General features: G+C 59.3%; 20 protein-coding genes and 1 pseudogene. 9 read left to right on the top strand and 12 right to left on the bottom strand.

The window, feature by feature from the left end; translation table 11 throughout:
- Positions 1-5: 5 nt before the first annotated feature.
- The 4 genes from R3C13_RS07610 to R3C13_RS07595 form a co-directional block, all read right to left on the bottom strand.
- Positions 6-593 carry a mobile mystery protein B gene (locus R3C13_RS07610; RefSeq protein WP_371310217.1) on the bottom strand — a complete coding sequence of 196 codons (588 nt, stop codon included), beginning with the start codon at positions 591-593 and terminating at the stop codon, positions 6-8.
- Positions 590-1045 (bottom strand): mobile mystery protein A, encoded by a 456-nt coding sequence (locus tag R3C13_RS07605; RefSeq protein ID WP_371310216.1) that lies wholly within the window; start codon positions 1043-1045, stop codon positions 590-592. Before R3C13_RS07605 ends, R3C13_RS07610 begins: the two co-directional genes overlap by 4 nt.
- 81 nt (positions 1046-1126) lie before the next feature.
- Positions 1127-1306, bottom strand: coding sequence for a helix-turn-helix transcriptional regulator (locus tag R3C13_RS07600; protein ID WP_371310215.1), 180 nt, complete (start codon positions 1304-1306; stop codon positions 1127-1129).
- A 111-nt stretch (positions 1307-1417) separates the two neighbouring features.
- Positions 1418-2578: a hypothetical protein gene (locus tag R3C13_RS07595; protein ID WP_371310214.1), complete on the bottom strand. Its 1161-nt coding sequence runs from the start codon at positions 2576-2578 to the stop codon at positions 1418-1420.
- A gap of 316 nt (positions 2579-2894) precedes the next feature.
- Here R3C13_RS07595 and R3C13_RS07590 point away from each other — a divergent pair, with 316 nt between their 5' ends.
- Together R3C13_RS07590 and R3C13_RS07585 are read left to right on the top strand one after the other, a co-directional pair.
- A complete protein-coding gene (locus tag R3C13_RS07590; protein WP_371310213.1) occupies positions 2895-5429 on the top strand; it encodes a TonB-dependent receptor in 2535 nt (844 codons plus the stop codon).
- 77 nt (positions 5430-5506) lie between these two features.
- The gene (locus R3C13_RS07585) at positions 5507-6625 is read left to right on the top strand and encodes a tyrosine-protein phosphatase (RefSeq protein ID WP_371310212.1); all 1119 of its coding nucleotides are present in this window, start codon (positions 5507-5509) and stop codon (positions 6623-6625) included.
- 391 nt (positions 6626-7016) lie between these two features.
- Here the strand turns inward: R3C13_RS07585 and R3C13_RS07580 are convergent, their stop codons facing one another.
- The 6 genes from R3C13_RS07580 to R3C13_RS07555 all read right to left on the bottom strand — a co-directional run bounded on the left by R3C13_RS07580 (position 7017) and on the right by R3C13_RS07555 (position 12788).
- Positions 7017-7394, bottom strand: a complete 378-nt coding sequence (locus tag R3C13_RS07580; protein WP_371310211.1) for a hypothetical protein — start codon at positions 7392-7394, stop codon at positions 7017-7019.
- Between the two features lie 127 nt (positions 7395-7521).
- Positions 7522-7980 (bottom strand): hypothetical protein, encoded by a 459-nt coding sequence (locus tag R3C13_RS07575; protein WP_371310210.1) that lies wholly within the window; start codon positions 7978-7980, stop codon positions 7522-7524.
- A gap of 15 nt (positions 7981-7995) precedes the next feature.
- Positions 7996-8859 (bottom strand): MBL fold metallo-hydrolase, encoded by an 864-nt coding sequence (locus R3C13_RS07570; protein ID WP_371310209.1) that lies wholly within the window; start codon positions 8857-8859, stop codon positions 7996-7998.
- Positions 8860-9171: 312 nt separating this feature from the next.
- Positions 9172-10965 (bottom strand): flavin-containing monooxygenase, encoded by a 1794-nt coding sequence (locus tag R3C13_RS07565; protein WP_371310208.1) that lies wholly within the window; start codon positions 10963-10965, stop codon positions 9172-9174.
- Positions 10962-12080, bottom strand: coding sequence for a haloalkane dehalogenase (locus R3C13_RS07560; protein WP_371310207.1), 1119 nt, complete (start codon positions 12078-12080; stop codon positions 10962-10964). Before R3C13_RS07560 ends, R3C13_RS07565 begins: the two co-directional genes overlap by 4 nt.
- Before the next feature lie 72 nt (positions 12081-12152).
- Complete coding sequence (locus tag R3C13_RS07555) at positions 12153-12788, bottom strand: TetR/AcrR family transcriptional regulator (RefSeq protein WP_371310206.1); 636 nt, start codon at positions 12786-12788, stop codon at positions 12153-12155.
- A 160-nt stretch (positions 12789-12948) separates the two neighbouring features.
- Between R3C13_RS07555 and R3C13_RS07550 the strand changes: the two genes are divergently transcribed.
- From R3C13_RS07550 to R3C13_RS07520, 7 genes and pseudogenes are all read left to right on the top strand, one after another.
- Positions 12949-14637 carry a sulfatase gene (locus tag R3C13_RS07550; protein ID WP_371310205.1) on the top strand — a complete coding sequence of 563 codons (1689 nt, stop codon included), beginning with the start codon at positions 12949-12951 and terminating at the stop codon, positions 14635-14637.
- Positions 14638-14801: 164 nt separating this feature from the next.
- Complete coding sequence (locus R3C13_RS07545) at positions 14802-15647, top strand: type 1 glutamine amidotransferase domain-containing protein (protein WP_371310204.1); 846 nt, start codon at positions 14802-14804, stop codon at positions 15645-15647.
- Positions 15647-17413: a sulfatase-like hydrolase/transferase gene (locus R3C13_RS07540; protein ID WP_371310203.1), complete on the top strand. Its 1767-nt coding sequence runs from the start codon at positions 15647-15649 to the stop codon at positions 17411-17413. The genes R3C13_RS07545 and R3C13_RS07540 overlap by 1 nt, the downstream gene beginning before the upstream one ends.
- A 112-nt stretch (positions 17414-17525) precedes the next feature.
- Complete coding sequence (locus R3C13_RS07535; protein WP_371310202.1) at positions 17526-17864, top strand: SUMF1/EgtB/PvdO family nonheme iron enzyme; 339 nt, start codon at positions 17526-17528, stop codon at positions 17862-17864.
- Entirely contained in the window at positions 17855-18115 is a 261-nt protein-coding gene (locus tag R3C13_RS07530; protein WP_371310201.1) for an SUMF1/EgtB/PvdO family nonheme iron enzyme, read from the top strand. Before R3C13_RS07535 ends, R3C13_RS07530 begins: the two co-directional genes overlap by 10 nt.
- Complete coding sequence (locus tag R3C13_RS07525; protein WP_371310200.1) at positions 18112-18363, top strand: formylglycine-generating enzyme family protein; 252 nt, start codon at positions 18112-18114, stop codon at positions 18361-18363. The genes R3C13_RS07530 and R3C13_RS07525 overlap by 4 nt, the downstream gene beginning before the upstream one ends.
- Positions 18364-19184: 821 nt before the next feature.
- Positions 19185-20118 (top strand): annotated as a pseudogene (locus R3C13_RS07520) (IS3 family transposase); the annotation flags it as partial.
- 437 nt (positions 20119-20555) lie between these two features.
- Here the strand turns inward: R3C13_RS07520 and R3C13_RS07515 are convergent.
- Both R3C13_RS07515 and R3C13_RS07510 read right to left on the bottom strand, forming a co-directional pair.
- Positions 20556-24671, bottom strand: coding sequence for a translocation/assembly module TamB domain-containing protein (locus tag R3C13_RS07515; protein ID WP_371310199.1), 4116 nt, complete (start codon positions 24669-24671; stop codon positions 20556-20558).
- Entirely contained in the window at positions 24671-26509 is a 1839-nt protein-coding gene (locus R3C13_RS07510) for an autotransporter assembly complex family protein (protein ID WP_371310198.1), read from the bottom strand. The genes R3C13_RS07515 and R3C13_RS07510 overlap by 1 nt, the downstream gene beginning before the upstream one ends.
- Positions 26510-26659 lie beyond the last annotated feature (150 nt).

Raw genomic sequence — 26659 nt, 5'->3', positions numbered from 1 at the left:
CACCATCAGCTGCGAGCAAATTCCAAAAGGGGCCCTATGTCATGCTGGTCAGCACGCCGGAGCGCCTCAACGTAGGCTTGCCGTAGTGCACCAATGTCCTGAAGGTTCTGGCCGCCCCAACTGAAGGGCTGATTGCCAAGTCTTTGCACAAGCAGATCTGCCATCATCCGGGCATGTCGGCCATTGCCGTTTGGAAAGGGGTGAACCCAGACCAGCCGGTGATGCAGTCGCACGGCTGTCTCATCTGGCTCGAAGGTTGCGTGGTCGCTCCAGTATCTTACGTCATCGATCAGTTGAGCGGTCTCGATTCCGATCCGGGTAGGTGCGATGCCGATATTCTTTTCTGTGCGGCGGTACGTTCCTGCCCACTCCCAGACATTCCCGAACATTTCTCTGTGCAATCTGAGAGCAAAGTCGACTGTGAGCATGTCGCGGCGCCGGTTGCGGAATGCCCAGGCCGCCCCTGCATCGATATTGTCCTGTTCGGCTATGTTCAGGTCTGCGCGCGTTGCGATCCAGGTCTGTTTGAGGCCAGCACGTTCATCTGGTGTGAGCGGCGTTGCGTCATCTGGCTCGGTGAAGAGGTCTGTCATGGGTCATCCCAGAGATCTCGGTCTCGGAGGGAGGTCGAGATGAAGTCATCAATTCTCTCTTCTAGGTCGGCGCGGGCCGCCTGGTCCTCGATGGCCATAGAGTGGGCGACACCGCCGATCGCTCTTAGCGCAACCTGTCTCGCGCGGTTGTCGACCTGCTCTGCGAGTGGCTTGTTGGGAACCAGAACGTGCACGAGCGTGCAGTCCAGCGCTTCGGCTGCCTTGCGGAGCGTATCAAGGCGAACGCTCCCCTGTGCCTCGGACTCTTCGATGCCGAGAAGGGATTGTGGCGTGATGTCCATACGCTTTGCGAGTTGAACGCGCGTCATACCCAGGGCATCACGAATTGCGCGGATCCAGCCTTTCTGTGGGCTGGCGTATCTTGATACAGGGCGCAGGTCACTCAGCCGTTCGTCGAGGGCTTCCCTGGCACGCTTGCTCTGCTTGTTCATAAGCCTAAAACCTGTTTTTCTGGCACAAAAAACAGTCTATAGGCTGTTTTATAAGAATGGGTAAACAGGCTGTAGACTGTTTTATTCCTCGGATGTCGACTGAAACTGACGGTCGGACAGGTAGGCATCCACATCCCGGACCTTGTAATAAACCGACCGGGAGCCGAGTTTGATATAAGGGGGACCGTCGCCCTTGCACCGCATTTTCGCGAGGGTTGAGACCGAAAGCTTCATTCTGAGGCTGGCTTCCTTGGGGTCCACGAGATCGTCGTCTCCATGGCTCGACCAGTCCGATTGGGCAAGCCACTTCTAATTGGTCGAGCATTTCCGATTTGAACGTGTTCATTCCAACATCTGGCAGTCTGGAACGCATCATGCCCCGGGAAACAGGGTGCCGATCAATACACGGAAATCTCGCCGGTGCTTTTTTTCGAGGGCTTCAAGCGGTTGTTCTGCTTTCAACATGCCGACGAATCGCAAGTTAGCCGCGCAAAGGCTGAACACCTGCGCATCCAGCCGGCTAAGGGGCGTTCCGGTGGGAAAGGTGCGTGCGATAAGGTCAATCGTCGACGCTCCGAACCGGGCAAAGGTATGCCTCACCAGGTCCCGGCTGTCCCCGAGTACGCTTGCAGACAACATGGCGCCATACGTGCCGGCGAGCATTCTCACCCCCATCGAGGCTGTACCTCCCGATCCAAGCATGGCGTCGACAAGTTTGGCGACGGACATAGGAGTCTGGCTCCTGCGCAGCGGATCCACCTGCGATCGCGTCCTTGCAAATAGCGCTTCATGGGCTTCTGCCCTTAGGTCTGCGCCGCTCTTCACGAAATGAGTGACAGATGAAAGGGATACGCCTGCCTCTGCCGCAATCGCACGATGCGTTAGCTCTTCAGCGCCTTTCGAAAGAATAATCTCGACGGCGGCTTCAATAATCTTCTGATGCGTCGGATGGAGGGCCGGCGTTTCAGCCATTTCGTCGAACGGAAGCTCGCTTGCGCGCCGGAACGCGCTGTCGCCTTCATCGGCGGTCTCGCGTTTCAGCAATCGGCTCGCGAATCTGCCGCATAACCGGTGCGCCCAGGAGTCGAATGTCCAGGGTTCGCCATTTACGAGATAACCAAAGCCCAGGCCCAGAGCAAAGGACTGGACGGAATCCGCATGCCCTTCGTCAATGCCTGCGAGGCTGAGAAGCAGGTGCCAGAATACACTTTCCGTATGCGGGCTTTGAAGCGCGAGCTGGAAGCCAGTCTGCCGACTTGCTTTCAGAAGGGATTGCCAAAGCATGGTTCGTTCGCGAGCCATCCGGGAATGCATGTCGCGGATCGCGGAATACATGCAGGCTTCAAAATCGTCAGGACCGGGCCGGACCGCCGAGATGGTCTCAGTCCATTCCCGCCAGGCAGCGGCGAGCCGCCGGTCCGCCTCCCGGCAGGCTTCCTCCAGGAGCCCCGCCTGCGAACCGAAATGGTAGTTCAGCAGCGCAGGCGACATGCCTATCCGGTTTCCGATCTTCCGGGCGGTCAGATCCTTCATGCCTTCGCTACGGACAATGTCCAGGACGGCCTCTATAGCCGCGGCTCGCGTGTCTGGCGTCTGTGGCTCGTCTTTTTGGTACAATTGTTTAGGCACTCTGGCTTCCTCTTTCCCTTAAGCCTTAGATTTTACTGAACTTGTTGCGCGTCAAGGACGAACTTCGTTCCAGTAAATCCTGCTTCTGTCGCTATGTTCGCTAAGTATCCCGGCAAATGGATGTATCTGGATGCTTCCGTGAAGTCATAAAAAATTGTCTTGGTACTTTCGTTCAGTATTGGTTAACGGCCCTCGCTCTTGGAACTCAAGGAGGGGTCTCATGTCCAGGAAACTTAAAGCTCTGAATCTCCTGTTTGCCACATCTGCGCTGGCGCTTCCTGCCGCCTATGCGCAGGGGACGCCGGACGCTGAAGCCCGTCAGGAAACCGTCGTTGTTACCGCAACGCCCATCCGTGACAGCCAGTTGGCCGCAATTGAAGCCAAGCGCGAGGCCAACAATGTCGTTGACGTCCTTGCTGCCGACACAATCGGCCGCTTCCCGGACCAGAACCTGGCCGACTCGCTCGGCCGCGTTCCAGGCCTGGCCATCGAACGTGACCAGGGCCAGGCGCGCTTCATCAACTTTCGCGGCGCGCCGTTCCGCTACACCAAGATCGCTTTTGACGGCATTGATGTGTTGGGGGCTGAAGATGGTCGCACGCCCCGCTTCGATGCCTTTCCGTCCGTGATCACGTCCCGCATTGCGGTCAACAAGGCAATCACGGCCGACATGCCGGGCGAGGCAACTGTCGGCTACGTCAATATCGATACCTTCAAGCCGTTCGACCGGGAGGGCTGGAGTTTTTCCGCCGAAGCCGGATACGGCAACCAGGAACTCGGCGATGTTCCGATAAACAAATACAATGGCCGCCTGAGTTTCTCCAACGACCAGTTTGGCTTTCTCGTTTTCGGGTCCCACAATCTGCGCGGCCGGATCACCGACAACCGTGAATACGGCTATGAAGACTCCGACGGCGACGGCGACACTGGCGTGGCCAGCATCGACTTCCGCTCCTATCGCGGCGACCGCGAAGACAATGCCTATGGCGGCCGTATCGAATTCCGTCCGACGCCGGACTCCTCGGTGTTCTTCTCGACGCTCTTTTCGGAATTCATCGACCGCGAAGAACGCAATCAGTATGTTTTCGATTTCGATGACATGGAAATCGGCACATCCGCATACCAGCCGGTCGTGGTCGTAACACGGCTCCTGGAAGACGGCTTGTATGAAAACTCTACCTCCACCAATACGCTTGGCTATGACGGGCTGTTCGGGGACTGGTCCGTCGAGGCCCGCCTCAACTATACCCAAACCAAGCACAGCGACTTCCTGCCGATTCCTTACTCCGTCGGCGGTGTTCTGGGCGCCGAAGTGGATCTCACCAGCGTTTTCGATCCGTCCATCGAGTTGACGCAAGTCGGCCAGCCGGGCACGACGGGTGACATCAATCACCTGGACTATGCGGCAACATTCGGCCTCACCTTCGCTGGCAATACAGACACGGACGCGACCAAGGCTAAACTCGACCTTGAGCGCGACATGGAGCTGTTCGGCTCGCCGACGACCGTAAAGCTTGGCGGACAGTATGACACCCGTGAAGTGACCGGTGGCAGCACGCTGGCATTCGGAGGGTTCCCGTCCAGTGTCGACATCAATCAATTTGTAACCGGCGTTCCGTGGTCGGCGGATTTCCGCAACACCATCATGGCGACCAATATTGCGAACCCGCAGCTACGCAGTGCCTGGGAAGCCGCTGTTGGCGGTCTCAGCCCGGCGTATGACGAGGATTCCCTGATCAAGATCGAGGAAGACGTCCTTGCCCTGTATGCTATGGGCACGAGCGAATATTCGTGGGGCAACCTCGTTTACGGTGTCCGCGTCGAGCAGACCGATTTTTCGTCGCAGGGGACACTTGTCGACGAGAATGGCACCACCCAGTCGATCAATGCGTCGAATGATTTTACCAACATTCTACCTAGCATTCACGCGAATTTCGATCTGAATGAAGATCTGAAACTACGTCTGTCTGCCTCGACCGGTGTGTCGCGGCCCACCTATACCGAAATGCGCGCTTCGCAATCGGTGAACGTGACGAATACGCCCCCAGAAGTTACCGGCGGTAATCCATACCTTGATCCCGAAGAGTCCTGGGGCATTGATGCCGCGCTGGAATGGTATTTCGCGCCCGCCAGCCTGGCGTCTGCCGGGGCCTACTACCGCAAGATTGACAATGTCATCTATCCGGGGTCTTCGACCGTAGACGGATCGGTTTATGCGCCGGGCATCATTCCGGCTGGCACGGCGACGACCTACAATTCCTTCTTCAATGGGAAGGACGGGGAACTGTCCGGCCTCGAGTTCAATCTGATCTACTCGGCAGCTGATTTCCTGCCGGAACCGTTTGATGGCTTCGGCGCGAGCGGCAACGTCACTTTCATCGACTCAAGCTTCTACGCACCGAACCTCGACAACACCTATTCTCTTCCGGGAACGTCAGACACGGTTCTGAATGCCTCGCTATTCTACGAGAAATTCGGCTGGTCGGCACGGGTAAACTACCAGTATCGCGACGCATGGCTGTCAACGACGGAAAACGACTCCCTGACCGAGTACTGGGATGATACCACACGCGTCGATGCCTCCCTTCGTTATACCTTGCCGCGGGACGTCTTCGGCACGAACGTCACGCTTGCCCTGAATGGCAACAACCTGACGAACGAGAAGGACACGCGTTACGTCAACACGCCGGCCACCCCGAACCAGTATGAGGGCTTCGGTCGCCGCTGGGTCTTTTCGGTGCGGGTGGACTACTGAACCGGATATCGGAGCGCTGGCCTCGACCCGCCCGGGGCCAGCGACCTCTCTGTACGACCACAATCAGGAGCGAACAAATGAAGTACCCCATTTCTGTCTTTGCGTCGACGATGGCGGCGACACTTGTCAGCTGTGCGATCAGCCCGCCCGAGGCCGCAATTCTCGTTCCTGCGGTGATCGAAGAGGCTCAGGTCATCTATGATGATGGTGCATACTCTCTAGATTGGACCACGACCGGTGAACATGCGCTGGTCGATGTCTTTGTTTCCGAGTCCCCGGATGGCGCCGATGCCATTCAGATTGCAGATGATATCACGGACGGTGAACTGACCTGGACACCGGCTGAAGACAGGACAGGCCGGACCTATTTTGTTGTCCAGCCGGAAGGCGGCGAACCTTACCTGACTGCCGTCCGGCTGCTGCCGCTTGAAGGCGGCCGCAACTTCCGGGATCTGGGGGGCTACGAAACCGCAGACGGACGCCATGTCAAATGGGGGCGCCTGTTCCGCTCGGGCACCATGACACGGCTTACAGACGAGGATTATAAATACCTCTCCGGCCTCGGGATTGCGACTGTGGTGGACCTTCGGACAAGCCAGGAACGCACGGCTGAACCTACCGATTGGAAAGCTGGTAGCATCGACTATGTCACTTTCGCCGACCCCGTTGAGGAAGATGCCAATCCGCTTGCGGCCGTCTTTGCGTCGCCGGATGTGACGCCGGAAGATGTCCGCGCAACAATGACAGCGCTTTATTCGGGAATTCTTGATCAACAGACGCCTGCCTATCGCAGACTGTTCCTTGACCTCGTTGAAGACGATGCACCGCTTGCATTTAATTGCTCCGCCGGTAAGGATCGGACAGGTGTTGGCGCCGCACTGATCCTGTCCGCTCTGGGCGTTCCAAGAGACACAGTCGTCGCTGACTATGCATTGTCAGAAAAGCTCGTGGACTACAGCGCCGAATTCAAATTGTCAGACGAGGCCCCTGTTCAGGAGGATGGCCCTTACACCTATCTCCGGAAGCTGCCGCCCGAGCTGGTCGCACCCCTCATGCGCTCGGATCCGGCCTATATCGAATCCGTCCTGGATCACATCGATGCCACTTACGGATCGGTAGATGCCTATATTCAGCAGGAACTTGGCGTAGATGAAACTCAACTAGCGGCCCTCCGGCAGAAGTTGTTGGAAGATTAGTCTTGGTCATTGCTGACCAGTTTGACTGCTCAACTCAAACCCAGATGCGCCAGACCCTACTTAAGTCAGGCAGCCCGCAGTCTCAAATTACCTGACGACGGACAGTCTGAATTGGAGAAGCTCACGGACGTCGCCGAATAAGCCGGCGACCACATCGATGAAATAACTCGAAATCAGGGAGCCCTGGACAAGTCCGGGCATTGGGGCGTGCCGGCGATGGTGTTCAAGTCTAAACCATTTTTCGGACGGGACTGTGTCGAAACCGTGCATTGGGGGATGGACCAGGCCGGATTGGGCCGGTATCGAAACCGTTTGCCGTTTACCAGAATGAGTCATCAGTTTAAGATCAATCGTTGGCTGCAAACCTATTCGGTTGTCTTTCTGGCCAACATTAGGGCGCATGCGCCGATTGTCTGGCGGCATACGCCATCAGTACGCATATAAATGTCTCGATAAGCATTTCCGGTATTCCTGCGGCTGAATAGCCATGGACAAAGCCCGATGATATCCTGAGAAGCGCCATTAGGCCTTCAGTCGCTGCAATCGGCACTAGCCAAGCCCAGGTGCTCTTAATGGCCGTGTAGATGCATACACCGGCCATAGCCAGGTATGGCGCACCGATGAGGACGCGGACCGTAACTAGACCCGTCGGCGGTACCAGATCGAGCGAAAGAAATTCCGCTAAACGATCAGTGCGAAATACCGCCAGAAATCCCGGAAGCAGAAATCCTAAGCCGACAACCAAAACCGCAACTCTCAGGAATTTCACAGCCTGCCTCCTATCTCTTGTGCATTGCGACGTCGTCGACGAGATCGGACTGATTTTTGTCGGCGTCGTCGTTACATTTACTCCGAGCGGCACCCCGGAAGCCTTGTCCGCTGACTGACCAGATGCTTCAGTTCGAGCCGGTGGCGGATTTCTCATTAATCGCAGCCAGCAGCGCATTTATCTCGACTGTCCCGCGGCCGTCCGTATCTGCAGCCCTGAAGCCCTGAATCGGGCGGGCCGAAAATTCAGCATACGTAAGATTGCCATCCTTATTGGAATCCCGCTCGGCGATGACTGGTCCAACCCGGGACATGAACTGTTGCTGGGCCAAGCGCGGAGCATCCTTGGAGTTGACCTGCTGGTCGCGGTTCCGGTCCATCCGGCTGAAGCGGTCCTGAAGCATGGCGGTGAATTCCGCTTCTGTGAGCAGGCCGTCCTTGTTGGTGTCTGCGGACTGCAGGGACTCGGCCATCCGATTCGCCGCACCGGCCGGTTCCGCATATGCGCGGTTCGCCATGAACCCCATTCCCGACAATAGGGCCATCAGGCCCGCGGCATTCGCTGCAGATTTAAGGAGCGATTTCATTTGTTGTTCCTCTGTTTAAAACTTTCTCGAACGGATGATTTTTGTGCTGCCGGCTGGCAACGAGATCAGCATGCCGTCTTCACCGAGAGTGACCTTGCCTGAAAAAACGGATTTGGCGTCGCCAAGCCAGATCTGGCTCAGGGCCTTCGCCGGGAGCGGCGGCACGATATGATAGTAGATCAATTCCGTGGCGCCGGCCTCGGAGGCTGCACGTGCGGCATCTTCCGGACTCGAATGATCCTCCATCGCGTCCCGCAAAAGTTTGGCCGTCACGTCGCGTCCTGAACCCGAAAGTGTGTCTGCCATCCGAGTCACCATTTCCGAATTGAGCGCCTCATGGAACATCACATCCACGCCTTCCGACGCGGTCGCGAAGCCGGGATGGTATATCGTGTCGCCGCTGAGCGAGATCGACCGGTCCTTGTAATCGATGCGGTATCCGAAGGCGGGCGACACGGAATGATGGTTTACGCGGATCGCGGTGATCCGGACGCCATCCTGATCGTAGACGATCTTGCTGGCCGAAGGTTCGTCAGGCAAAAGGATTTCAACTGCCCGGCCGCCATAGCCTTCCGGCTTTGCGATATCAGGACCATGATGGGCGATCCGGTAGCCCCGGTCCAATGAGTATGCGGCATTGAACCCGCCTACGACGATTTCAGTTCCCTCCGGTCCATAAACAGGCAGGGGTTCGGCTCTGAATCCGTTCTGTCCTATCCATGCCATCATCAAGAGCTGGCCAAGGCCATCAATATGATCCGAGTGAAGATGTGTCAGAAATGCGCCCTGCACATGTCCCATAGGGAAACCCATCCGGCCGAGTTTGTGGATCCCGCCCGAGCCTGCATCGAAAATGAATGACTGGTTGCCGGCGAGCACACCGATGCAAGCCTCCGCGCGTTGATTATCCGGCATCGGCGAGCCTGTTCCGCACATGTAAACATGTAGACCGTCCGGCAAGTCCTGGGTCGCGTCTGCGACAACGTTGCGCGCTACCGCGCGGTCGAATGCGCGCCAGATCAGTGGAGTCCTGAAGGTTTGAATCAGGCCGATACAGATCGCCGCGGCGAAGACGAGGCCCGCAATGATTTTCCACCATCTCATATCCGTAGTCCGTTCTTTAGGTTGCCTAGCAGCATTGCCTGAGCCCCATGCCGACCTTGATTTCCAATTTGCTTCGTGAACCCGCTCCTACCGGAATGACAAACCGTCGAAATTTCCGGCTTTCCTCCAGTGTTCCATGTGCTCAAAGAAGGCTTTTGGTCCGCCGGGGTGCCCAAGCGTCTGTCTGTAGGCTTTGTCGAAGCCCTGTCCTTCATTGTTGTAGTAGCCAGGCGTGCAGTCAGGCGACCCAAACAGCGAGCCCTGACCGCTCAGTATGAGTTCAATCCAGCCCGCTTCGGCTGCCAATGTCGGCTCGACTTCCGAATAGCCCTTCTGTTCGACATACGAGACAATCTGAGCAATGGTCTGCGCGTGGTCGACGATGTTATGCGGAATGTTCGTGACCATGTTGGCCCCCTGGTTCATCTGAACCATGAAGGCATTCGGAAAACCGTGCATGTGCAGACCATGAAGCGTGCGAAGGCCGTTTGCCCAGTGCTCTGACAACATCCTGCCACCGCGGCCCCTGAGGTCATAGCCGGTTTTAAGCTCCAAACTTGCGCCATACTCAAAGCCCGAGGCAAAAATGATGCAATCAACTTCGTAAAGCTGGCCATTGGCGACAACACCCGTTTCCGTAATGCGCTCCACGCCCTTGCCGTTGGTATCGACCAGCTTCGTGTTCGGTAAATTGAACGCTGGCAGGTATTCGTCGCTGAAGCAGGGGCGTTTGCAGAGCTGCGAATACCAAGCCTTCAAGTTCTCCGCTGTAAGAGGATCCTCGACGATGTAATCGACCCGGCTCCGGATCTGTTCCATCTTTTCGATGTCGGCTTCTTCAAAGGCCGCCTGGAAGCCGGCCGGGTTCATTAGCTCGGGAGGCAGGCTGAATATTTTGGTTCGGATGCGCCGGGAGATTTCCGTCCATCCGTCGTCGATCAGGTCTTCTTCGGGTATGCCCCGGCCCTGGTTATCAACAAAGTTGTCAAGCCAGCGCTTTTGCCAGCCGGGAGTTGCGATTGTGGCGAACCAGTCCGGATCTATTGGGTGGTTGTGACGTTCGTCTACGGATGAGGGTGTGCGCTGGAACACGTAGAGTTGCCCTGATGAGCGGGCGAGCGGCGGAATGCATTGCACGCCTGTCGCGCCTGTACCGATGATGGCGACCCGCTTGTTCGCAAGATTGCCCAAATGGCCGTTGTCTGGATTGCCGCCCGTATAACCATAATCCCAGCGGCTGGTGTGGAAGGCCTTCCCGTTGAACGTTTCGATCCCAGGAATGCCAGGCAACTTGGCAACGTGCAGCGGCCCGGTCCCCATACCGATATACTTCGCGGTAAAATCGTCACCGCGATCGGTTGTAATCCGCCAGACCCCCGCTTCTTGAAGCCATTCAAGCGCGGTCACCTCGGTATGGAGCAGGGCCTTTTCATACAGTCCGTATTGGTTTGCGATGCGCTGACAATGAGCACGGATTTCGGGACCGCGGACGTACTTTTCCGTTGGAATGTAGCCGGTTTCCTCCAGTAGCGGCAGGTAAATCATCGCGGCTGTGTCACAGCGCGCGCCGGGATAGCGATTCCAGTACCAGGTGCCACCCACATCGCCGCCCTTCTCGATCAGACGGAAATCCTTGATGCCGGCTTCCTTCAGACGGGCGCCCACCACGAGACCCGCAAATCCGCCGCCAACAAAGGCAAAGGTCACATGATCACGCGCAGGCTCGCGTTCCGTCCAGGGCGTATACGGATCGCCCGCGAGATCTTTGAGCACGTCTTCAAGCCGAACGTATTGGGCGTTACCGTCAGGGCGAAGGCGCTTTTTGCGTTCTTCGGAATACTTCCGCCTGATAGTCTCTTTGTCGAGTGACGCGTGAATCATGGCTTGGTCTCGTGTGCCGGCGGCAACTGCGTGGGCTGAAAAGGTTCGGCGGACGCTGACCGTACGAAATCGACGATGGTTTGAGAAAGTTCTTCCGGCGCGTCTTCTTGGATGAAATGACCGCCGCCTTTGATGATCCTGTGCGGCTGGCCTTTGGCGCCTGGCACGACATCAATAAAGGCCGAGTCCCCGTCCCGTGTAATCGGGTCACCGTCAGAAAAGGCGCAGAGAAAGGGCTTCTCGAACGAACGGAAAAAGGCCCAGGCCTTCCATTGCGCTTCCATGGAGGGATCCGTTGGTAAGGTCGGTACGCGCATGGGCATCGCGCGCGGTCCCATCTTGAAGCTCGGATCCGGATACGGAGCATCATATGCCGCACGGAGTGGGGACTTTGCGATCTTGCCCAGTCCCAGACGGCTCAGCGCGAGTTGAACGCCCGTTTCCAGCCTTGAGGTATGGCTTGTTCCTATATACATCAGTAAACCGGTGGGGAGGTCTTCCGTGCCCCAACAATATTTCTGCCAGTGGGCGAATTGCATCGCTCGGTTTCCACCCTTCATGTCTGCAAGGGCGCGGCCCATTTCAACAAGACTTGGAATGCGCGAGCTGTCGAGAAAGGCCCGAACGTCCTGTGTGACCGGATCTGGAAGCTCGGTGGGCAGAGGCAATCCAGTATTCGAGATCACGACCCTGTCGAACCTGTCAGGCTGATCTGCCACCAAACGCAGGCCTATGGCCCCGCCCCAATCCTGTCCGAACAGGGTAAGGCCCTTAAAATCATTGGCGGACAACCAGGCATTCATCCAGTCCACCTGGCTTTGGTAAGTATAGTCTTCCCTCGCGGCCGGCTTGTCGGACTTTCCAAATCCTGGAAGATCGGGGGCGATCACGCGAAGTCCGGCGCTTGTCAGCAGCGGGATCATTTTCCGGTAAAGATAGCTCCAGGCCGGCTGCCCGTGCATGCACAGAACGATGGAGCCTGTCTTCGGTCCTTCGTCCAGATGATGGATTCTCAGTTCACTGCCGTCAGCGGTTCGAATGGCCGTATAGTTCGGCGCAAAGGGATAATCCTTGATGCGGTCGAAACAGGCGTCAGGCGTGCGAAGAATTTTCACTGGATGGATCCCCGCACTATTTAATGACAGCCATTAAATAGTTGGTGCGGCAGATCTTGGCAAGTCTTGTTTTCAGCAAGGCGTGTCGATGGTCTGTGCAAGCAGAAATCCGGTGAGACACGCTGCGGCTTCGCGTGTCGCCTCTTTGAACGGCGGGGCCGTGCCCGTTTCCACGAGGTGCGCATAGTCGGCCGTGAGAACAAGAGAGATCAGAAAAAGGCGCCGCAGCCGGCTTGCAAGCAATTGCGGAGGCAGGTCTTTCAATTTCTCCTGCACCCGGTCGCGAATGATTGTGACGCTTTGCATTCCCGTGTCCCGCACAAGCTCGACAATATCGACACGCGGATCGAAGGCGAGTTGGATGCTGAAGCGCGCATAAAGACGGCCTCCTGGATCCAGGCAGGCCTCCATGAGTGGACCTAAAGCCGCCTCCATAAGGGCGGAAATGTCCTTGCCCCTGCCTTCTGAGTCGAATTGGGAAATCTTCTCGAGACGAGATTGCTCGATCTCGCGGAATCTGTCGATGAAGATCTGCCTGATTAAAGACTGCATATCGCCGAAGTGATAGTGCAAGGCACTTTCGTTGCGGGCTCCCGCCGCGCGTGTGATGTCGCGCACCGAGACGCTACCCAGCCCTTTCTCGGCAATGAGCCTTTCGGCGGCCGATATCAGAGCCGCTTTCGTGTCCTGGCGTGATGGCTGTTGCATAATGAGCCCTCCTAATGATACACATTAAATTGTGGGTCGGGTGCCGTAAACCCCATCCTTCCTGCGCGCGCGTCGCGATGGGAAGGGACGAAGTGACGGGTAGCAAATTCCGGCATGGATCGGCCCTCCGGCCTGACCTTGCCTCGGGAGGGAAGGTGGAATGTTGAAACGCGTGCTTGTCGGGATCACTGTTTTGCTTCTTGCGGGTGCTAGCCTGGCTTGGTTCAATCGGCAGTCCATCATTCTGTACCTAGCGACGACGCGCGGAAAGCTCGATGTGGCGAAAACACATTCCGTCGAATGGATGAAGGGGCCCGACACGCCTCCGCCGGACCGATCCAATGCTCCTCCCAATATCATTTTCATCCTTGCTGACGATCTCGGCATCAATGATATTTCGACCTTTGGGGGAGGGGTCGCCGACAGTCGCGTGCCAACACCCAACATAGATCGGCTCGCTGCAGGCGGCGCCATCTTTACGACGGCCTATTCCGGCACGGCGACTTGTGCGCCGTCTCGTGCAATGCTTTTGACCGGCCGTTATCCGACGCGTACAGGATTTGAATTTACGCCGACGCCACCAGGCATGGGGCGCATCGTTTCCATGTTTGCCAAGGACCCGTTGAAGGCCGCCGGACTGCCGCCGATGACTTGGAACAAGGAAGCTGACGAAGGGGGCGTTCAGTATAAGGATATGGGCCTGCCTCCGAGCGAGGTGACGATTGCGGAAGTGCTCAAGTCGGCTAGATATCACACGGTTCACATCGGGAAGTGGCATCTTGGCCGCGCCCCTCAATTCCGCGCGGTCTCCCAGGGGTTCGATGAAAGTCTTCTTCTTGCCAGCGGTCTCTACCTTCCAGAAGGCGATCCTGATGCGGTCAATGCAAAGCTGGACTTCGATCCGATCGACAAGTTCCTCTGGGCAAGGATGCAATATGCCGCGGACTATGACCGCGCAGGCGGGCCGGCTGTGGATGAGCCTTTCGCGCCAGCTGGCTATGTCACCGACTATTATACGGATGAAGCCCTCAAGGTAATTGACGAGAACCGAAACCGGCCCTTCTTTTTATATCTGGCTCATTGGGGGGTCCACTCGCCGCTCCAGGCCACCCGGGAAGACTACGAGGCCGTCGGCGACATCCAGCCTGATCGTGAGCGGGTGTACGCGGCCATGATTCACGCGCTTGACCGGAGCGTTGGCCGCATTCTCGACAAGCTTGAAGAAGATGGACTTTCGGACAATACGATCATTGTCTTTTCTTCTGACAATGGCGGCGCAGGTTATATTGGTCTTCCAGAAGTGAATGCTCCCTATCGGGGATGGAAGATTACCCTGTTCGAGGGCGGCATCCGCGTTCCGATGTTCATAAAATGGCCGCGCAGAATCGCGCCAGGCACGGTAATTGAAACTCCCGTGGCCCATATCGATGTGCTGCCGACCCTTGCAGAGGCGGCGGGAGCGGCTCTGCCAGAGGGTGTGGAACTGGATGGACACAGCATGTTGCCGCTCGCCACCGGAGCCTCAAATCTGATTGATCGGCCTGGCGACGCCATTTTCTGGTCGAGCGGTTACTACAAGGTGGTGCGTTCAGGAAATTGGAAGCTCCAGGTGAATGAGCGCCAAGGGAAGAAATGGCTGTTCGATCTGGCGACGGATCCCACGGAGGAGACCAATCTCGTCGATGCCCAGCCGGACAAGTTGGCTCAACTGCAGGCGCTGATTGACGCTCACTGGCTGAATGCGAGAGCGCCTCTCTATCCGTACACGACGGAAAGTCCCATTCGAATTGACAAGACACCCGTCGATCCGCCTGGTCTGGATGACGAGTATGTTATCTGGCCAAACTGAGATGAGCTTTGCGGGGCAGAGCGAAGCCTGCCGCAAGACACCGCATCTGCGGGATGATTCGTTCGAACGCGCGGTCGTCATCGCGACGAAAGCGACATGAGCGGGCTGACTGTTTCAAGTGGCGCACGCCAAGTACGGCGCGATCGGGTCTCGAGGTCCTCAGAATGAAGAAATTGATTGTCTATGGGGTAATGGGTCTTGTATCGATCATCCTGATAGTATGGCTCGGGTTGCCGATCCTGCTGACCCGTTTTGGCCTGCATCCGCACTACCGGACACCGGAAATGCACCTTGAAGGCAGGAAGGCGCTCATCGTGGTCACAAGTCACGATAAGCTGGGGGAATCTGGAAAGGCGACCGGCGTCTTCGCTTCTGAAATGACGGCGCCTTATTACGCCTTCCTGGATTCAGGTATGAACGTTGAGATCGCAAGCATTCAGGGAGGACCGGTTCCAATTGAACCCGTATCCGTTCGGTGGCCCATTGCGTCCCGGCCCGACCGGCGATTCCTTAGAGATTCTGTGTTTCAATCCAAAGTGGCCAATTCGTCCAAAATTGGTCTTGTGGATATGTCAGCATACGACATTGTTTTTCTCGCTGGAGGCTGGGGCGCCGCCTACGATTTTGCGCAGTCCGATGAATTGGGTGACCAGATCTCCGCGGCCTATGCAAACGGTTCAGTCTTGGGCGGAGTATGCCATGGTCCTCTCGGCCTTTTAAATGCGCGGGACACGGATGGTTCCGCTCTCGTCGCTGGTCGCCATCTGACGGCCGTGACCGACAAACAGATCGCTGAACTCGGAATTCAGTTCACGCCGAAGCATCCAGAGCGGGATCTTCGCGCCGCGGGCGCACTCTTTGAGAGCGAGTCAGCGTTCCGCGATTTCTTTGCCAATCATGTCGTCGTCGATGGAACACTCGTTACCGGGCAAAACCAGAACAGTGGCACCGAGACTGCCGTCGAAATGATGAAACAGTTGATGGCCTCTTCAAATCGCGAGGATTCTTGATGGTCCGCGCGTTACTCGGCCTTGCCATCTGCGTCTTTTGCCTCTCTGGTTCGGCGTGGGGGCAGGCAAAGCAGCCCAACTTCCTTCTGGTCGTTGTGGACGATGCTGCCCTTATGGATTTTGGCGCCTATGGTGGCGAAGCCTCGACGCCAAACATAGACTCGCTGGCCACACACGGCCTGCTCTTTACTGCGCTTCGGGCGACACCCTCCTGCGCCACCTCACGCGCCATGCTTCTCACCGGGCTCGACAATCACCTGGCGGGGTTTGGCGCCATACCGGAGGTTCTGCCGCCAGAGCAGCGCGGTCAGCCCGGATACACGATGTCCTTGCCTCCGGGCGCCGAGACCATTGCGACGAAACTGAAGCGTGCCGGCTACAGAAACTACATGACAGGCAAGTGGCATCTTGGTCACGGACCCGGTCAATTGCCCGTGGATCACGGATTTGACCATTCGTTCGTGCTCGATGCTTCCGGCGCTGACCATTGGGAGGAAAAGCCCTATCTTCCTTATTACAAGGAGGCGCCATGGTTTGAGGACGGAAAAAGGACTCACCTGCCCAAGGATTTCTATTCATCTACCTTTATCGTTGAAAAATTGAGGGCATATCTGGAAGCCGATCAGGCCAGAGATGAACCGTTCTTCGCCTATGTGGCCTTCACGGCAATCCATATCCCGGTTCAGGCCCCCAGGGAGTACACAGACAAGTATATTGAGACCTATCGCGATGGATGGGACAACATGCGGATCCGCCGGTGGCAGCGGGCGCAGGAGCTCGGGCTGTTCCGAGAAGGGGCCCGGATGGCCGATATACCGGACTCAGTTCCTCGCTGGGATGCTCTTACTCCGGAACAGCAGAAGATTGCGGCGGGCAGTCTCGCCGTTGCGGCAGGGGCACTGGAAGCCCTGGACGCGGAGCTGGGCAAACTTATCGCCTATCTCAAGGAGTCTGGCCAATACGATAACACGATCATTCTTGTGACTTCGGACAACGGACCGGAAGGCGGAGACCCCTGGGGCAGCGTGGCGCAACCTTGGTTGGAATGGCATGGCTATTCGCGAGACCTCGAAACCCTCGGAGAGACGGGAAGTTACCTCGCGATAGGCTCTGGCGGGGCCAGTGCCGCTTCGGGCCCCCTGCATTTGTTCAAGTTCCATTCGGGCGAGGGCGGGCAACGCGTCCCGCTCATCATAGCGGGTCCGGGTATTCCAGAAGGTGAGAGGGTCGACGCCTTCACGACGCTGGCCGACATCGCCCCCACTATCAATCAACTCGCCGGTCTTCCAGAGAAGACCGAGGGTGCAGTGCCGTTTACAGGCAGGTCGCTGGTTCCGCTGGTCACGGGGCAGAGCCAGTTTGTCTATGGCTCTGGCGAAGCGGTCGGTTTCAGCACGGCGGGACAATCTGCCCTCTACCGCGGGGACTACAAGCTGGTGCGAACCTTGCCGCCGCACGGGGACAGTACCTGGCGTCTCTTCAACATTTCCGAGGACCCTGGCGAAACTCAGGACCTCAGCGTCTCGATGCCGGACCTGAAGAGCGACCTCATGCAGCAATACCGTCTCTATGCAGATCGTGTTGGTGTGCTGGAATTGCCACCGGGATACGACGTTGAGCGCCAGATCACCCTCAACACCACGGCGAAACTCTGGCAATATTACTGGCCCTGGGTCATCGCCGTCAGTGGCGTGGCTATTGCGGCGCTGGCCGGGATCGGCCTCCTTCTGGCCCGCGCTTTTCGCCGCCGGAAACTGCGGACCTGACACCGTGAAGAGATTTTGCACCGTCGTCGCTCTTGCTTTGCTCCCGTTGCACGCCTCGCCGGAGACCGGTTCGGGTCTGCATTGGGTGAGCCTGCCAGGAGGATGTTTCCAGATGGGCGAGGAGCGGGTCTACCGGGAGGAAGGCCCTGTACGAACGGTCTGCCTCGAACCGTTTCAGATGACCGCCACAGAGGTTACAAACGCTCAGTTCGCCGAATTTATTGCCTCCACGGGCTATGTCACCCGAGCTGAACGGGGTTGGAAAGCGACCGAAACCGACGGTCCGGGGATCGATATTCCTCCAGCTTCGGCGGCTTTCTCGCCATCTTCAGGATCACTGCGCACGCCACTATCCTGGTGGAAATTGGTTGAAAGGCGCCAATTGGCGAATGCCCCTTTGGACCACTCGATTCCGAACAGCCAGCAACCAATGCGCCGGTCGTGCACGTAACGATTGAGGATGCCAACGCCTTTGCGACCTGGGCTGGCGGCCGGCTGCCGACAGAGGAGGAGTGGGAGTTTGCGGCCCGCGGTGGCGTCGATGGTCTTGCTTGCAGGACCAGGCAGAAAGACGGGCCGAGAAAGACAAGGCGAATACATGGCAGGGCATCTTCCCGTTTGTCGACACGGGCGAGGATGGGTTTGCCGGTATTGCGCCCGTCGCAAGCTTTCCGCCGAATGGGTTTGGCCTGTACGATATGATTGGAAACGTCTGGGAGCTTACCACCTCACCATATACGCCGACTTATTCAGATCATGACAGGGGCCGATCAGGCGCGAAAGGGCTCGACCCCACTCAGCCAGGCGTGCCCGTAACGGTCATTCGCGGTGGCTCATATCTTTGCGCAGAATCCTATTGTTACCGCTTCCGGCCGGCAGCGCGTCAGGCTCAAGATACCGCTTTCGGAAGTTCACATATCGGCTTTCGACTGGTCAGGAACTCCAACTAAACTGCACCGGTTGGGTCGGAGTGGACTGACCTGAGCCCCTCCCGCTTCGATTGTTTCAGCCGGCACCAGAAAAAACAAGGATTTACTGTGGTTCTTGTTCCCCAGATCACCCGAAAATGCGCTCTGGGGTTCCAGCCAAGAAGCCTGTGAATTTCTGCAAATCGGATCTCCTTCGGGAGACCGGTGATATCACTACCATCAAATTCCAAGGATTCATGTCGGAAAGGAGGGTAGACCATAGACGCGCCTCGATCGCCGGACGCATGACTCGCCCGCGCCGAATACGCTGCTGGGTCGACAATTGCGTGGCGCTCCGCTGGAGCCCTTGCGGTTGTGTTGCCAATGACGCATCAAGCGGCAGCATTTCATCGAACGCTGAACGCTGTGATCTGCCAATCGGCTTGAGAACGTCTGGGCCAGGCGCACTAGCTGCCGTTGGAAGGTAGGGCTAGCTCCGACTGGGTCCGGCTCCCGCCTGGTTTGGCGCCCTGGAGAAGCGGCGAGCCGAAACGAGAGAGAGGCGACTCACTGACAGACAGGCTGTTCTCAAGATGCCCTTCTCGTTCCGGTACCAACAAGGTTGCGGCGGTCCCAAAAAGCGAGTGGTCTGCCCCCACGAAAGTGGTCCATTATTTCTGAGTTAGTTCCGGCTTCAGGATATGGAGCTTGAGACATGGGCAAGAGATCAACGCCTGAAGAGATCATAGCGAAGCTGGAGGTGGAGGTCCGGCTCGGCGCGGTAGAGGAGACGACGGGCTGGTCAGGCCGGGCGTTTGATCAGCATGGAACGGACATACGGCAGCCACTGCAAGCAAATATAAGGCGGCTGTAGGCGTAATAGTGGCTGCCGGCTGAAGGAGATCGAGAAGGAGAACTGCGCGGTTATGTCGCGCCATTTCGGATCTGACCCTCGGCCAACCAGATCCTGCAGGAAGTCATCAAGGGAAAGTTCTGGCCTTTCACGCAAGCGCGAGGCGGTCGATCATGTGGTGGAGACACTCGGCGCAACCGGAGCGCCGGGCCTGCCGCGTGATCGGCCAGCACCGTTCCACCCATGCGCCGCGTGTGCCACGCCAGGACGAGGATGGGCGCTGACAGCGGCCATCGCCCTGGCTGAACGGTTCGGCCGGTATGGCTACCGCCTGGACGCGGCCCTGCTGAGACGGGATGGCTGGCATGTGAACGAGAAGCGGGTGTATCGCATCTGGCGGCGTGAAGGGCTGAAAGTGCCAATGAAACAACCAAAGAGAGGTCGTCTGAATGAGCTGCTCCGCATCCGGTTGAGCTGATGCACAAGGGCCATGTCTGGTCCTATGACTTGTTCAGGACCGCACGCATGACGGCAAGGTGTTCCGCATGCTGTGTGATTGATGAGTTCACTGCGAATGCCTCGCCATTCGTGTCGAAACGGTGCTCAACTCCCGCCGATGTCCTAGACACGCTGGGCGAACTGTTCGTGCATCATGGCCCGCCGGAGCATATCCGTTCCGACAATGGCCCTGAGTCATCGCCACGGCCCTGCGCGAGTGGCTTGGCCGGATCGGCGTGAAGACGCTCTATATCGAACCCGGTTCGCCTTGGGAGAATGGATACTGCGAGAGCTTCAACTCCAAGCTCAGAGACGAGTTGTTGGCGAGGGAAATCTTCTATGATCTCAGGGAGGCGAAAGTCCTGATCGAGACCTGGCGGTGGCATTACAACACCGCGCGTCCGCACTCTTCTCTGGGCTACCGACCGCCCGCGCCACAAGCCATCTTGCCCGCGGCGTTCATACCGCCTTACTGTGGGGAGGTAGCGGCATGAACGCCGCTACGTGGAAACCGCCGGGCTAATAAATCTGGTGGACCACTCCGGTGGGGCAGACCAGAGTCATGTTCCTGTCGAGTCTGAGTTTCCGGATCTTGTCGCCGACCATCTGGTCAATTGCGGTGGGGGCGCGGGATGTCGTTTGCTTTCGGGTCGGCACTTTATATTCCTCTGGTTCGTGCCGTTTTTTCTCCCGGAGCTTGTTATGGCAACCAGAGCGGAACATAAATTTTTGAAATGCTAAACTGGCCAGCTTAAAATTTTCGGTTTTCTGATCCGCGACGGCCTCGCGCGAATGTAGGCTATGTTGTTGAAATACCGCTTATTCGCTTTCTGCGCAACCGCGGCGGCTATCAGACCGATTTTCTTTCTTTGGTTGAGGATTTTTAATAATCGCGCTTCCAGCGAACAGACACTTTGCTTTCGCCATTTGTATGCGTTTCGGAGGTTATCGACACCAGCGGCTTGGGCTGCCACTCCACCTCCACAGAGCTGCCTTCTGCTCCTGCCGATTTGAGCTGGAGGTAAACATCGTCGCTAAGATACTGGCCGACGCCGACCTGCGCCGCGCCGGTTTCGGAGGTGCCAAGCGAGAAATGATCAAGCCCAAGGGCTGCGCCGACGCCGGACACCGGATCGAAACCGGAAGAGCGGCCGCTGAAGTTCGCAATGGACGAGGCGAGCTGGGCAGCTTCCAGCGGTGACAGGTCCATCGAGGAGCGCCCGAACAGGAGGCGTGAGAGGATTTCGTCCTGCGGCAGGTCGGGCGTGCTCGAAAGTTCGAACATGGGCTTAGTCGGCGAACCTGAGACATCGACACGGGCATTAAATCCGTTGACGGAGCGTTCTGCGGACACCGCAATCCGGGCGCGTGAGGGCGGCCCGTCGAAGTCGATCCGGCCCGTATCGAAGACGAACGGCCGCCCGGCCAAGTCCAGATTGCCGCGAACGAGATCGGCCTTGCCGTTGAGCGATAGGTCTGCCGGCGTTCCGGTTGCGCGCATGTCGAGGCGCCATTCGCTGTCCAGCCCGCGCCCATTGATCATGATGCGGCGGTCAGCCTTCAGGCGCACATTCAGGCCAAGGGTCCGGCGCAGGCGGCTGGCTTCCGGAGAAGCGGGCGGGTCGCCTTCCCAGCGGACATCGAGCGCGCGCGGCCGGGACGAAGGAAGGTTGTCGATCGACAGGCGCGCCTGGTCGAAAAACAGGTCGCCGGTAAGCGTCCGCGCATCCGGATTGTCAGCCAGGACGACGTTGCCCGTCGCGCGGATATAGTCGCCATCGCGATTGTAGATCAGGATTTCCTTTAGCGTTGCGGTCAGGTCGGTGTCGTCGCCGGCCAGCTTGCCATCGAGATCCACGCGTCCGCCGCCGGTGCCCTTGCCGCTGCCGCTGACGGTCAGGACACGGTTTTCGAAGTGGGATGCCAGCGACACGCCGGTGACCCTGAAACCGGTCGCGCCGAATTCGTAGATCCCGTCATCGATCGCGGCATCCGCGGTCACGCGCGGTTCGGCCAGCGTGCCGGCGAGGGTTGCGCGCGCATCTATACTGCCGCCGGCATCATGTCCGAAGGCGAGAGCGATCGTGCGCAGGACGGAAAGGTCGCCGGTGAGGGTGGCCTCCCCGCTCAATGCGCTTGCGCGGTCAGGCTGGACGATGTGCCCGGCGCGCGCGATCACCGGAACGCGTGCTTCACCGTTCAGCGCCAGTTTGCCACCATAACCGCTCTCGATCCGGAGAACCGCAGCGTCCCGCATAAGCGTGCCCTGCGTGCTTATCTCCAGCGATGTGTCGAGGCCCGGCACATCGCTTGTGGCGACAAGCTGGAACGTGCCGCCCGGCTCTGCGCCGAAGACGCTGAGGTCGCCATGGCCGTTCAGTTCGGATGCGGATGTTGCGTCCCCGAAAGCCGCAAGCACCGGCGACAGGTCGATCGTTTTCAGATCGAAGACCAGCCGGGTTGCGTCGCCTGCGCCGACAAGGTTGGCGGTGGCCGTTCCCTTCAGGAGCGCCAACTCAACCGCCAGTTCCGGCGCGCTGCCGAGGCGCCACTTGGCGGGGCTCGATGTCGATACCGCCTCGCCCAGAGCCATGCCGGAGATCCTGAACAGTCCCGATGGCGCCTCACCTCCGAAGCTGGCCGTTGCATTTAAGGTGAGGTCCGTCGGCCTCTGCGGATCATCGGACAGGAACTGCGCTGCGATGTCGTAGCCCTCAGGCGCCGAGGTAACCTTTGCGATCACCTTATCCAGAAGCGGCGCTGTCGCGTTGGCGAGGCGCACGGTTTCAGCCGTCACGTCGGCCTGCAGCGCGAGTGCGGCGCCAGCAGGTCGCTCAAGCCTGACCGTACCCGACGCTTTCGCGGCTTCGAGTCCCGACAGAGCGAGCGATGATCCGTCAAAGGAGAAGTCTCCCTGCATCGCGCCATCGTCGCGCAGCAGGGCATCGCCCGACATCGTGCCCGGCCCGAACGCGCCTTCGATCGCATCGAAGCGCGTTTCGCCGTCCTGGCGGGAGAGCAGGCCGCTGAGTGTCAGTGCCTCGCCCATGCTGCTGGCCTTTATGTCGACCGGGCCGGCGAGCCCGTCGCTCGTCTCGCTGAGGGCTGCGTCGAGGGACAGGTCGCTGATTTCCCGTCCATTGCCGCTTGCCTTGCCATTGCGGCTGGCGAGAATGATGCGCCACGCTCCCCGCTTGCCGGCGAACTGCACCTGCGCGGAGACAAGGTTGAGCGACCAGTCGCCAATTGTGACCGGCGCCGTCTGAATCACCGACACCCGCAAATCGCTGGACCCGGACAGAGCATAGTCGCCGGCCGCGCTGGCGGTTGCCTTCGCGCCGGCGATCCGTGCGGACTCGACGCGGATCCGGTCGGGCGTCACGCCCAGGGTCGCCCGTACCGAAGGCGACGCGCCGACGAGCTCCAGTGCCGTATCCGGAAGGCCGCTCAATCCGCGGGAAGAGAAATTTGCGTCGACTGTCAGGTTTCGGAATTCGCCCTTGAGCGAAACCGGGCCAGAAATGCGCCCGCCATAGCCTCCCGGAAGGCGGTTCAATGCACTTTCAACCGCGCCCTGCAGGTCGAGCGACTGGCCGCGAAGATCGATGCTGCCCTTCGCAGAGGCTGTTCCGTCTGCGAGTCCGGCCAGTGCCGTTTCTATGTCGATGCGGCTTTCCTTGCGTACATATCGTCCGGTTACGGACACGGGTGCGGATGTCCCGAAAATCCCGGCGATGGCAGGCGCTCGGGGGAACGGGTCAGCCGCCGTCAGCGATACTTCGAAAGGAACGGCGTCGTCCTGTGCCTCGGCTGAAACCGGGCCGCTCAACTGGCTGAACGGTAGTGTTGCAGAGCCATCGCCGGTCAGGGTCGCATGGCCGGCCAGTGCCCAGTGGTCCTTTTCCTTCGCCGCTGTCCCCTTGAAGGCGATGCTGCTCTGGTGGCGGAGCAGGGCGCTGGTGTCCGACAGTCTGACGTCCAAGTCGGCGGGGCCCTTGAGGCGGCCGGCCTTGGTGTCGGCAAGGCCGCGCACGGAAGCGCTACCATTGGTGAAGCGCGCTTCGAGGCCGAACGGGGCCTCGTGTCCCCGCGTCGTACTTTCAAGCTGCAAGCTGGCCGACTCGCCAACCAGTGAGCGGATGGACGCGCCAAGAAATACAAGTTGCGCCGTCCTGATGTCCGACACGGCCGTGAGCCGGCTGTCGACAATGCTAAGCTTTGCGCTCCCAGCCGGCGCGCCGCCGATGTCGAGCTGCGCTTCGCCGGCCGCATTCCGGAGGTCGCCGGAGGCGGATGCCGTAAAGACCAGACCTGCGTCGTCGGGAAGCTTCATCAGCGTGGCAAGCGTGCCGCCTGGCGCGCCCGCAATGTCGGCGTCGAGGTGAAGGTCCCCGGTCGCGGTGCGCTGCGCGTCGATCCTGATATGGTCCTCGCCGCTATCCTTCGGTGTCGCGTCGAGGCGGACGGTGAGGGCGCGGCCCGCCTGTTCGAACTGGCCGGAGATAGCGAAATGTGCCTCCGGCCCGGCGACTCCATCCGCCAGCATGAGCTCCGGAACGGAGGCGTTCCGGATGGTGAACTTCGGCGCCTTGCCGCCTTTGCTGTCGGTCGCGCTTTCCGGTTCCGGCCGGCGCAGAAGGTCGACGTCTCCGGCTTCGAGATCGAGGACCAGAATTTCATTGGACAGGAGTGCGGCAGGTGACCAGTTGAGCGTGACGTCGCGGACGATGATCCAGTCGCCCCCGGCATCGGCAATTGCCAGCCGATCAAGGCGGAGCTTTCCGAGCCGGTCGCCTTTCAGGCCCTCTGCACTGATGGTTCCGTACCTGCCGGCCTTCGCGCCATTGATCCGTTCAAGGACGAAAGCCCTGCCGCCATCGGACAGCAGCCAGAGGCGTCCCGAGACGAGGATCAGAACGATCATGGCGATGAGGCCCGCCAGGGCGGTGAGCAGGGGGCGGCGCATCACGAAGCCGGGAATGAGGCGGGCGGCGGCCATCAGAAGGCCTGCCCGATTGATATATAGACCTGAATGGGGTCTTCGCCGTCCCGGCGGTCCAGCGGCGTCGCGATGTCCAGCCGGATGGGGCCGAAGCCCGGATAATACCGGATGCCTCCGCCGACTGCGGTGCGCAGTTCGCCGAACAGATCGCCCGAGTCGAGGACGGCGGCGCCGGTATCGACGAAGGCCGCATAGCCGAACCGTTCCGACTGGCGCCAGCGAAGCTCGGCCGATGCGTCGAACAGGGACGTACCGCCTATATAGGCGCCGCTGACGCTGCGCGGGGAAAGGGACTGGTAAGGGAAGCCGCGAACGGAGCCGCCGCCGCCGGCGAAGAACAGCCTGTCGGCCGGAACGTCCTCGTCACCGAAGAATGCCCCGAACCTGACCCGCGCAGCGCCGACCAGATCCTTCGTGATGGCATGATAGGTCGACGCGGACATCAGCACGCGGGAATAGGTGGCGTTCACCGTTCCAGTGGAGACGCTGGGCTCGATCGTTGCGGAGACGCGATTGCCCTCCCGCGGATCGAGCAGGTCGCGCACCGTGTCATAGGTGGCGTTGAGCGGGAAGGAATAGGTGAGCTGGTCGCGTGGATCGCGCGGCCCAGCCATCTTCGTCCGATAGTCGATCGTGCGGGTGGCATCGATCGACGCGCCGGCCGAGATGGTGAAGTTCGTGTTGAACGGCTGGGAAAGCGAAGCGGCCGCCTTGATGCCGGTAATGTCGTAGGCGTCGGTTTCGAGGCCGCGCGCGCCCAGCTCTGCCGTCAGTGTACGGCCATACCGGCCGATGTTCGGCAGTTCGTAAGTTCCCGTCAGGCTGCGCCCGAGATTGGCGGCAGAGCCTTCGAAGCGGAATGTGTCGCCGCGCCCCGTCAGGTTCCTTCGTTCCCAGAAGGCATCCGCGCCGATGCCTTCGGTCGTTGAGACCGAGACGCCCGCGCCGACGGACCTGGGTTTGCCCTCGGACAGGAGGAGGTTCACCGGATAGGTGCCGTCTGCATCCGGATCAGGCGAGATTTCGATGCCGATGCCATCATAAAGGCCGGTCGAGCGCAGCCGCGTGCGCAGGATGCGGATGCGTTCCGGCGTATAGATCTCGCCCGGTTGCCATGTGCTCAGAACCTGCACAGCGCGGGCATTCGTGTCGATGCCTTCCGGGAGCATGAGGCGGCCGAGCTTCACCTGTTCGCCGGGGGTCAGCAAATAGGTCAATTCCACCGTGCTGTCTTCGCGTGAGGCCAGCGCATCGATCTGGTCGCTGGTGGCAAAGGCGTAGCCGGACTGTTTCAGCCGGTTCACCAGCATCGCGTCGAGGCTCTCCATGTCGCCGGTCCGCGCTGGTGCGCCATCCGGCAATTGCCGGCGTACACGGTCGAGCGCAGCGCGCGTCTCTTCGTCGAGGGGGCCATCAATGGCGATCCTGACGGAGGCGATCTTGAACAGGGGGCCTGGCTCTGTCTTCAGTGCCGGCGTGCCGTCTGCGGAGTCGATGAACTCCGGCGAGACCTGGGCGGCAAGGTAGCCTTCGGCTGCGAGAAATTCCTGAAGCGTGGAGGCGGCACGGTCGGCGCGGCGCCGGGCCTCGAGCACGCTGGCCGCAGGGGTGTCGTAAGTCTCCAGCACCGTCCTCGCGCGCTGGCTGGCGAGATCGCCCGGCAGGCCATTGACCGTAGCGGCGGCGATTTTGGGTGTGCCGGATGCCGGCGCAGCGCCCGGAGCGCCAAAGGTCGCGCATGCCGACAGGCTGCCGGCCAGGGCTATGGCGGCAAAGCGGCAGGTATGCCGCAGGTCCGGAAGGTCGGCGCGTCGGATCACAGCTGTTCGGGCCATCGGTTCGCTCATGCGACTTCTGCGCCAAATTCCTCAGTTTCCAATGAATATGGGGAGGCATTTTGATGGTTTCCCGCCAAAGACAGCATAAACTTCTCCAGCGAGGCGAGTGGCGTGCTTGCCAGCGCCGGGAGGGCGGGCCATTGCTGG

This window comes from Hyphomonas sp. (assembly GCF_041398385.1).
In the GTDB taxonomy this organism is placed as follows: domain Bacteria; phylum Pseudomonadota; class Alphaproteobacteria; order Caulobacterales; family Hyphomonadaceae; genus Hyphomonas.
The sequence above is the reverse complement of the archived record's forward strand: the minus strand, read 5'-3'. Positions and strand labels throughout refer to the sequence as shown.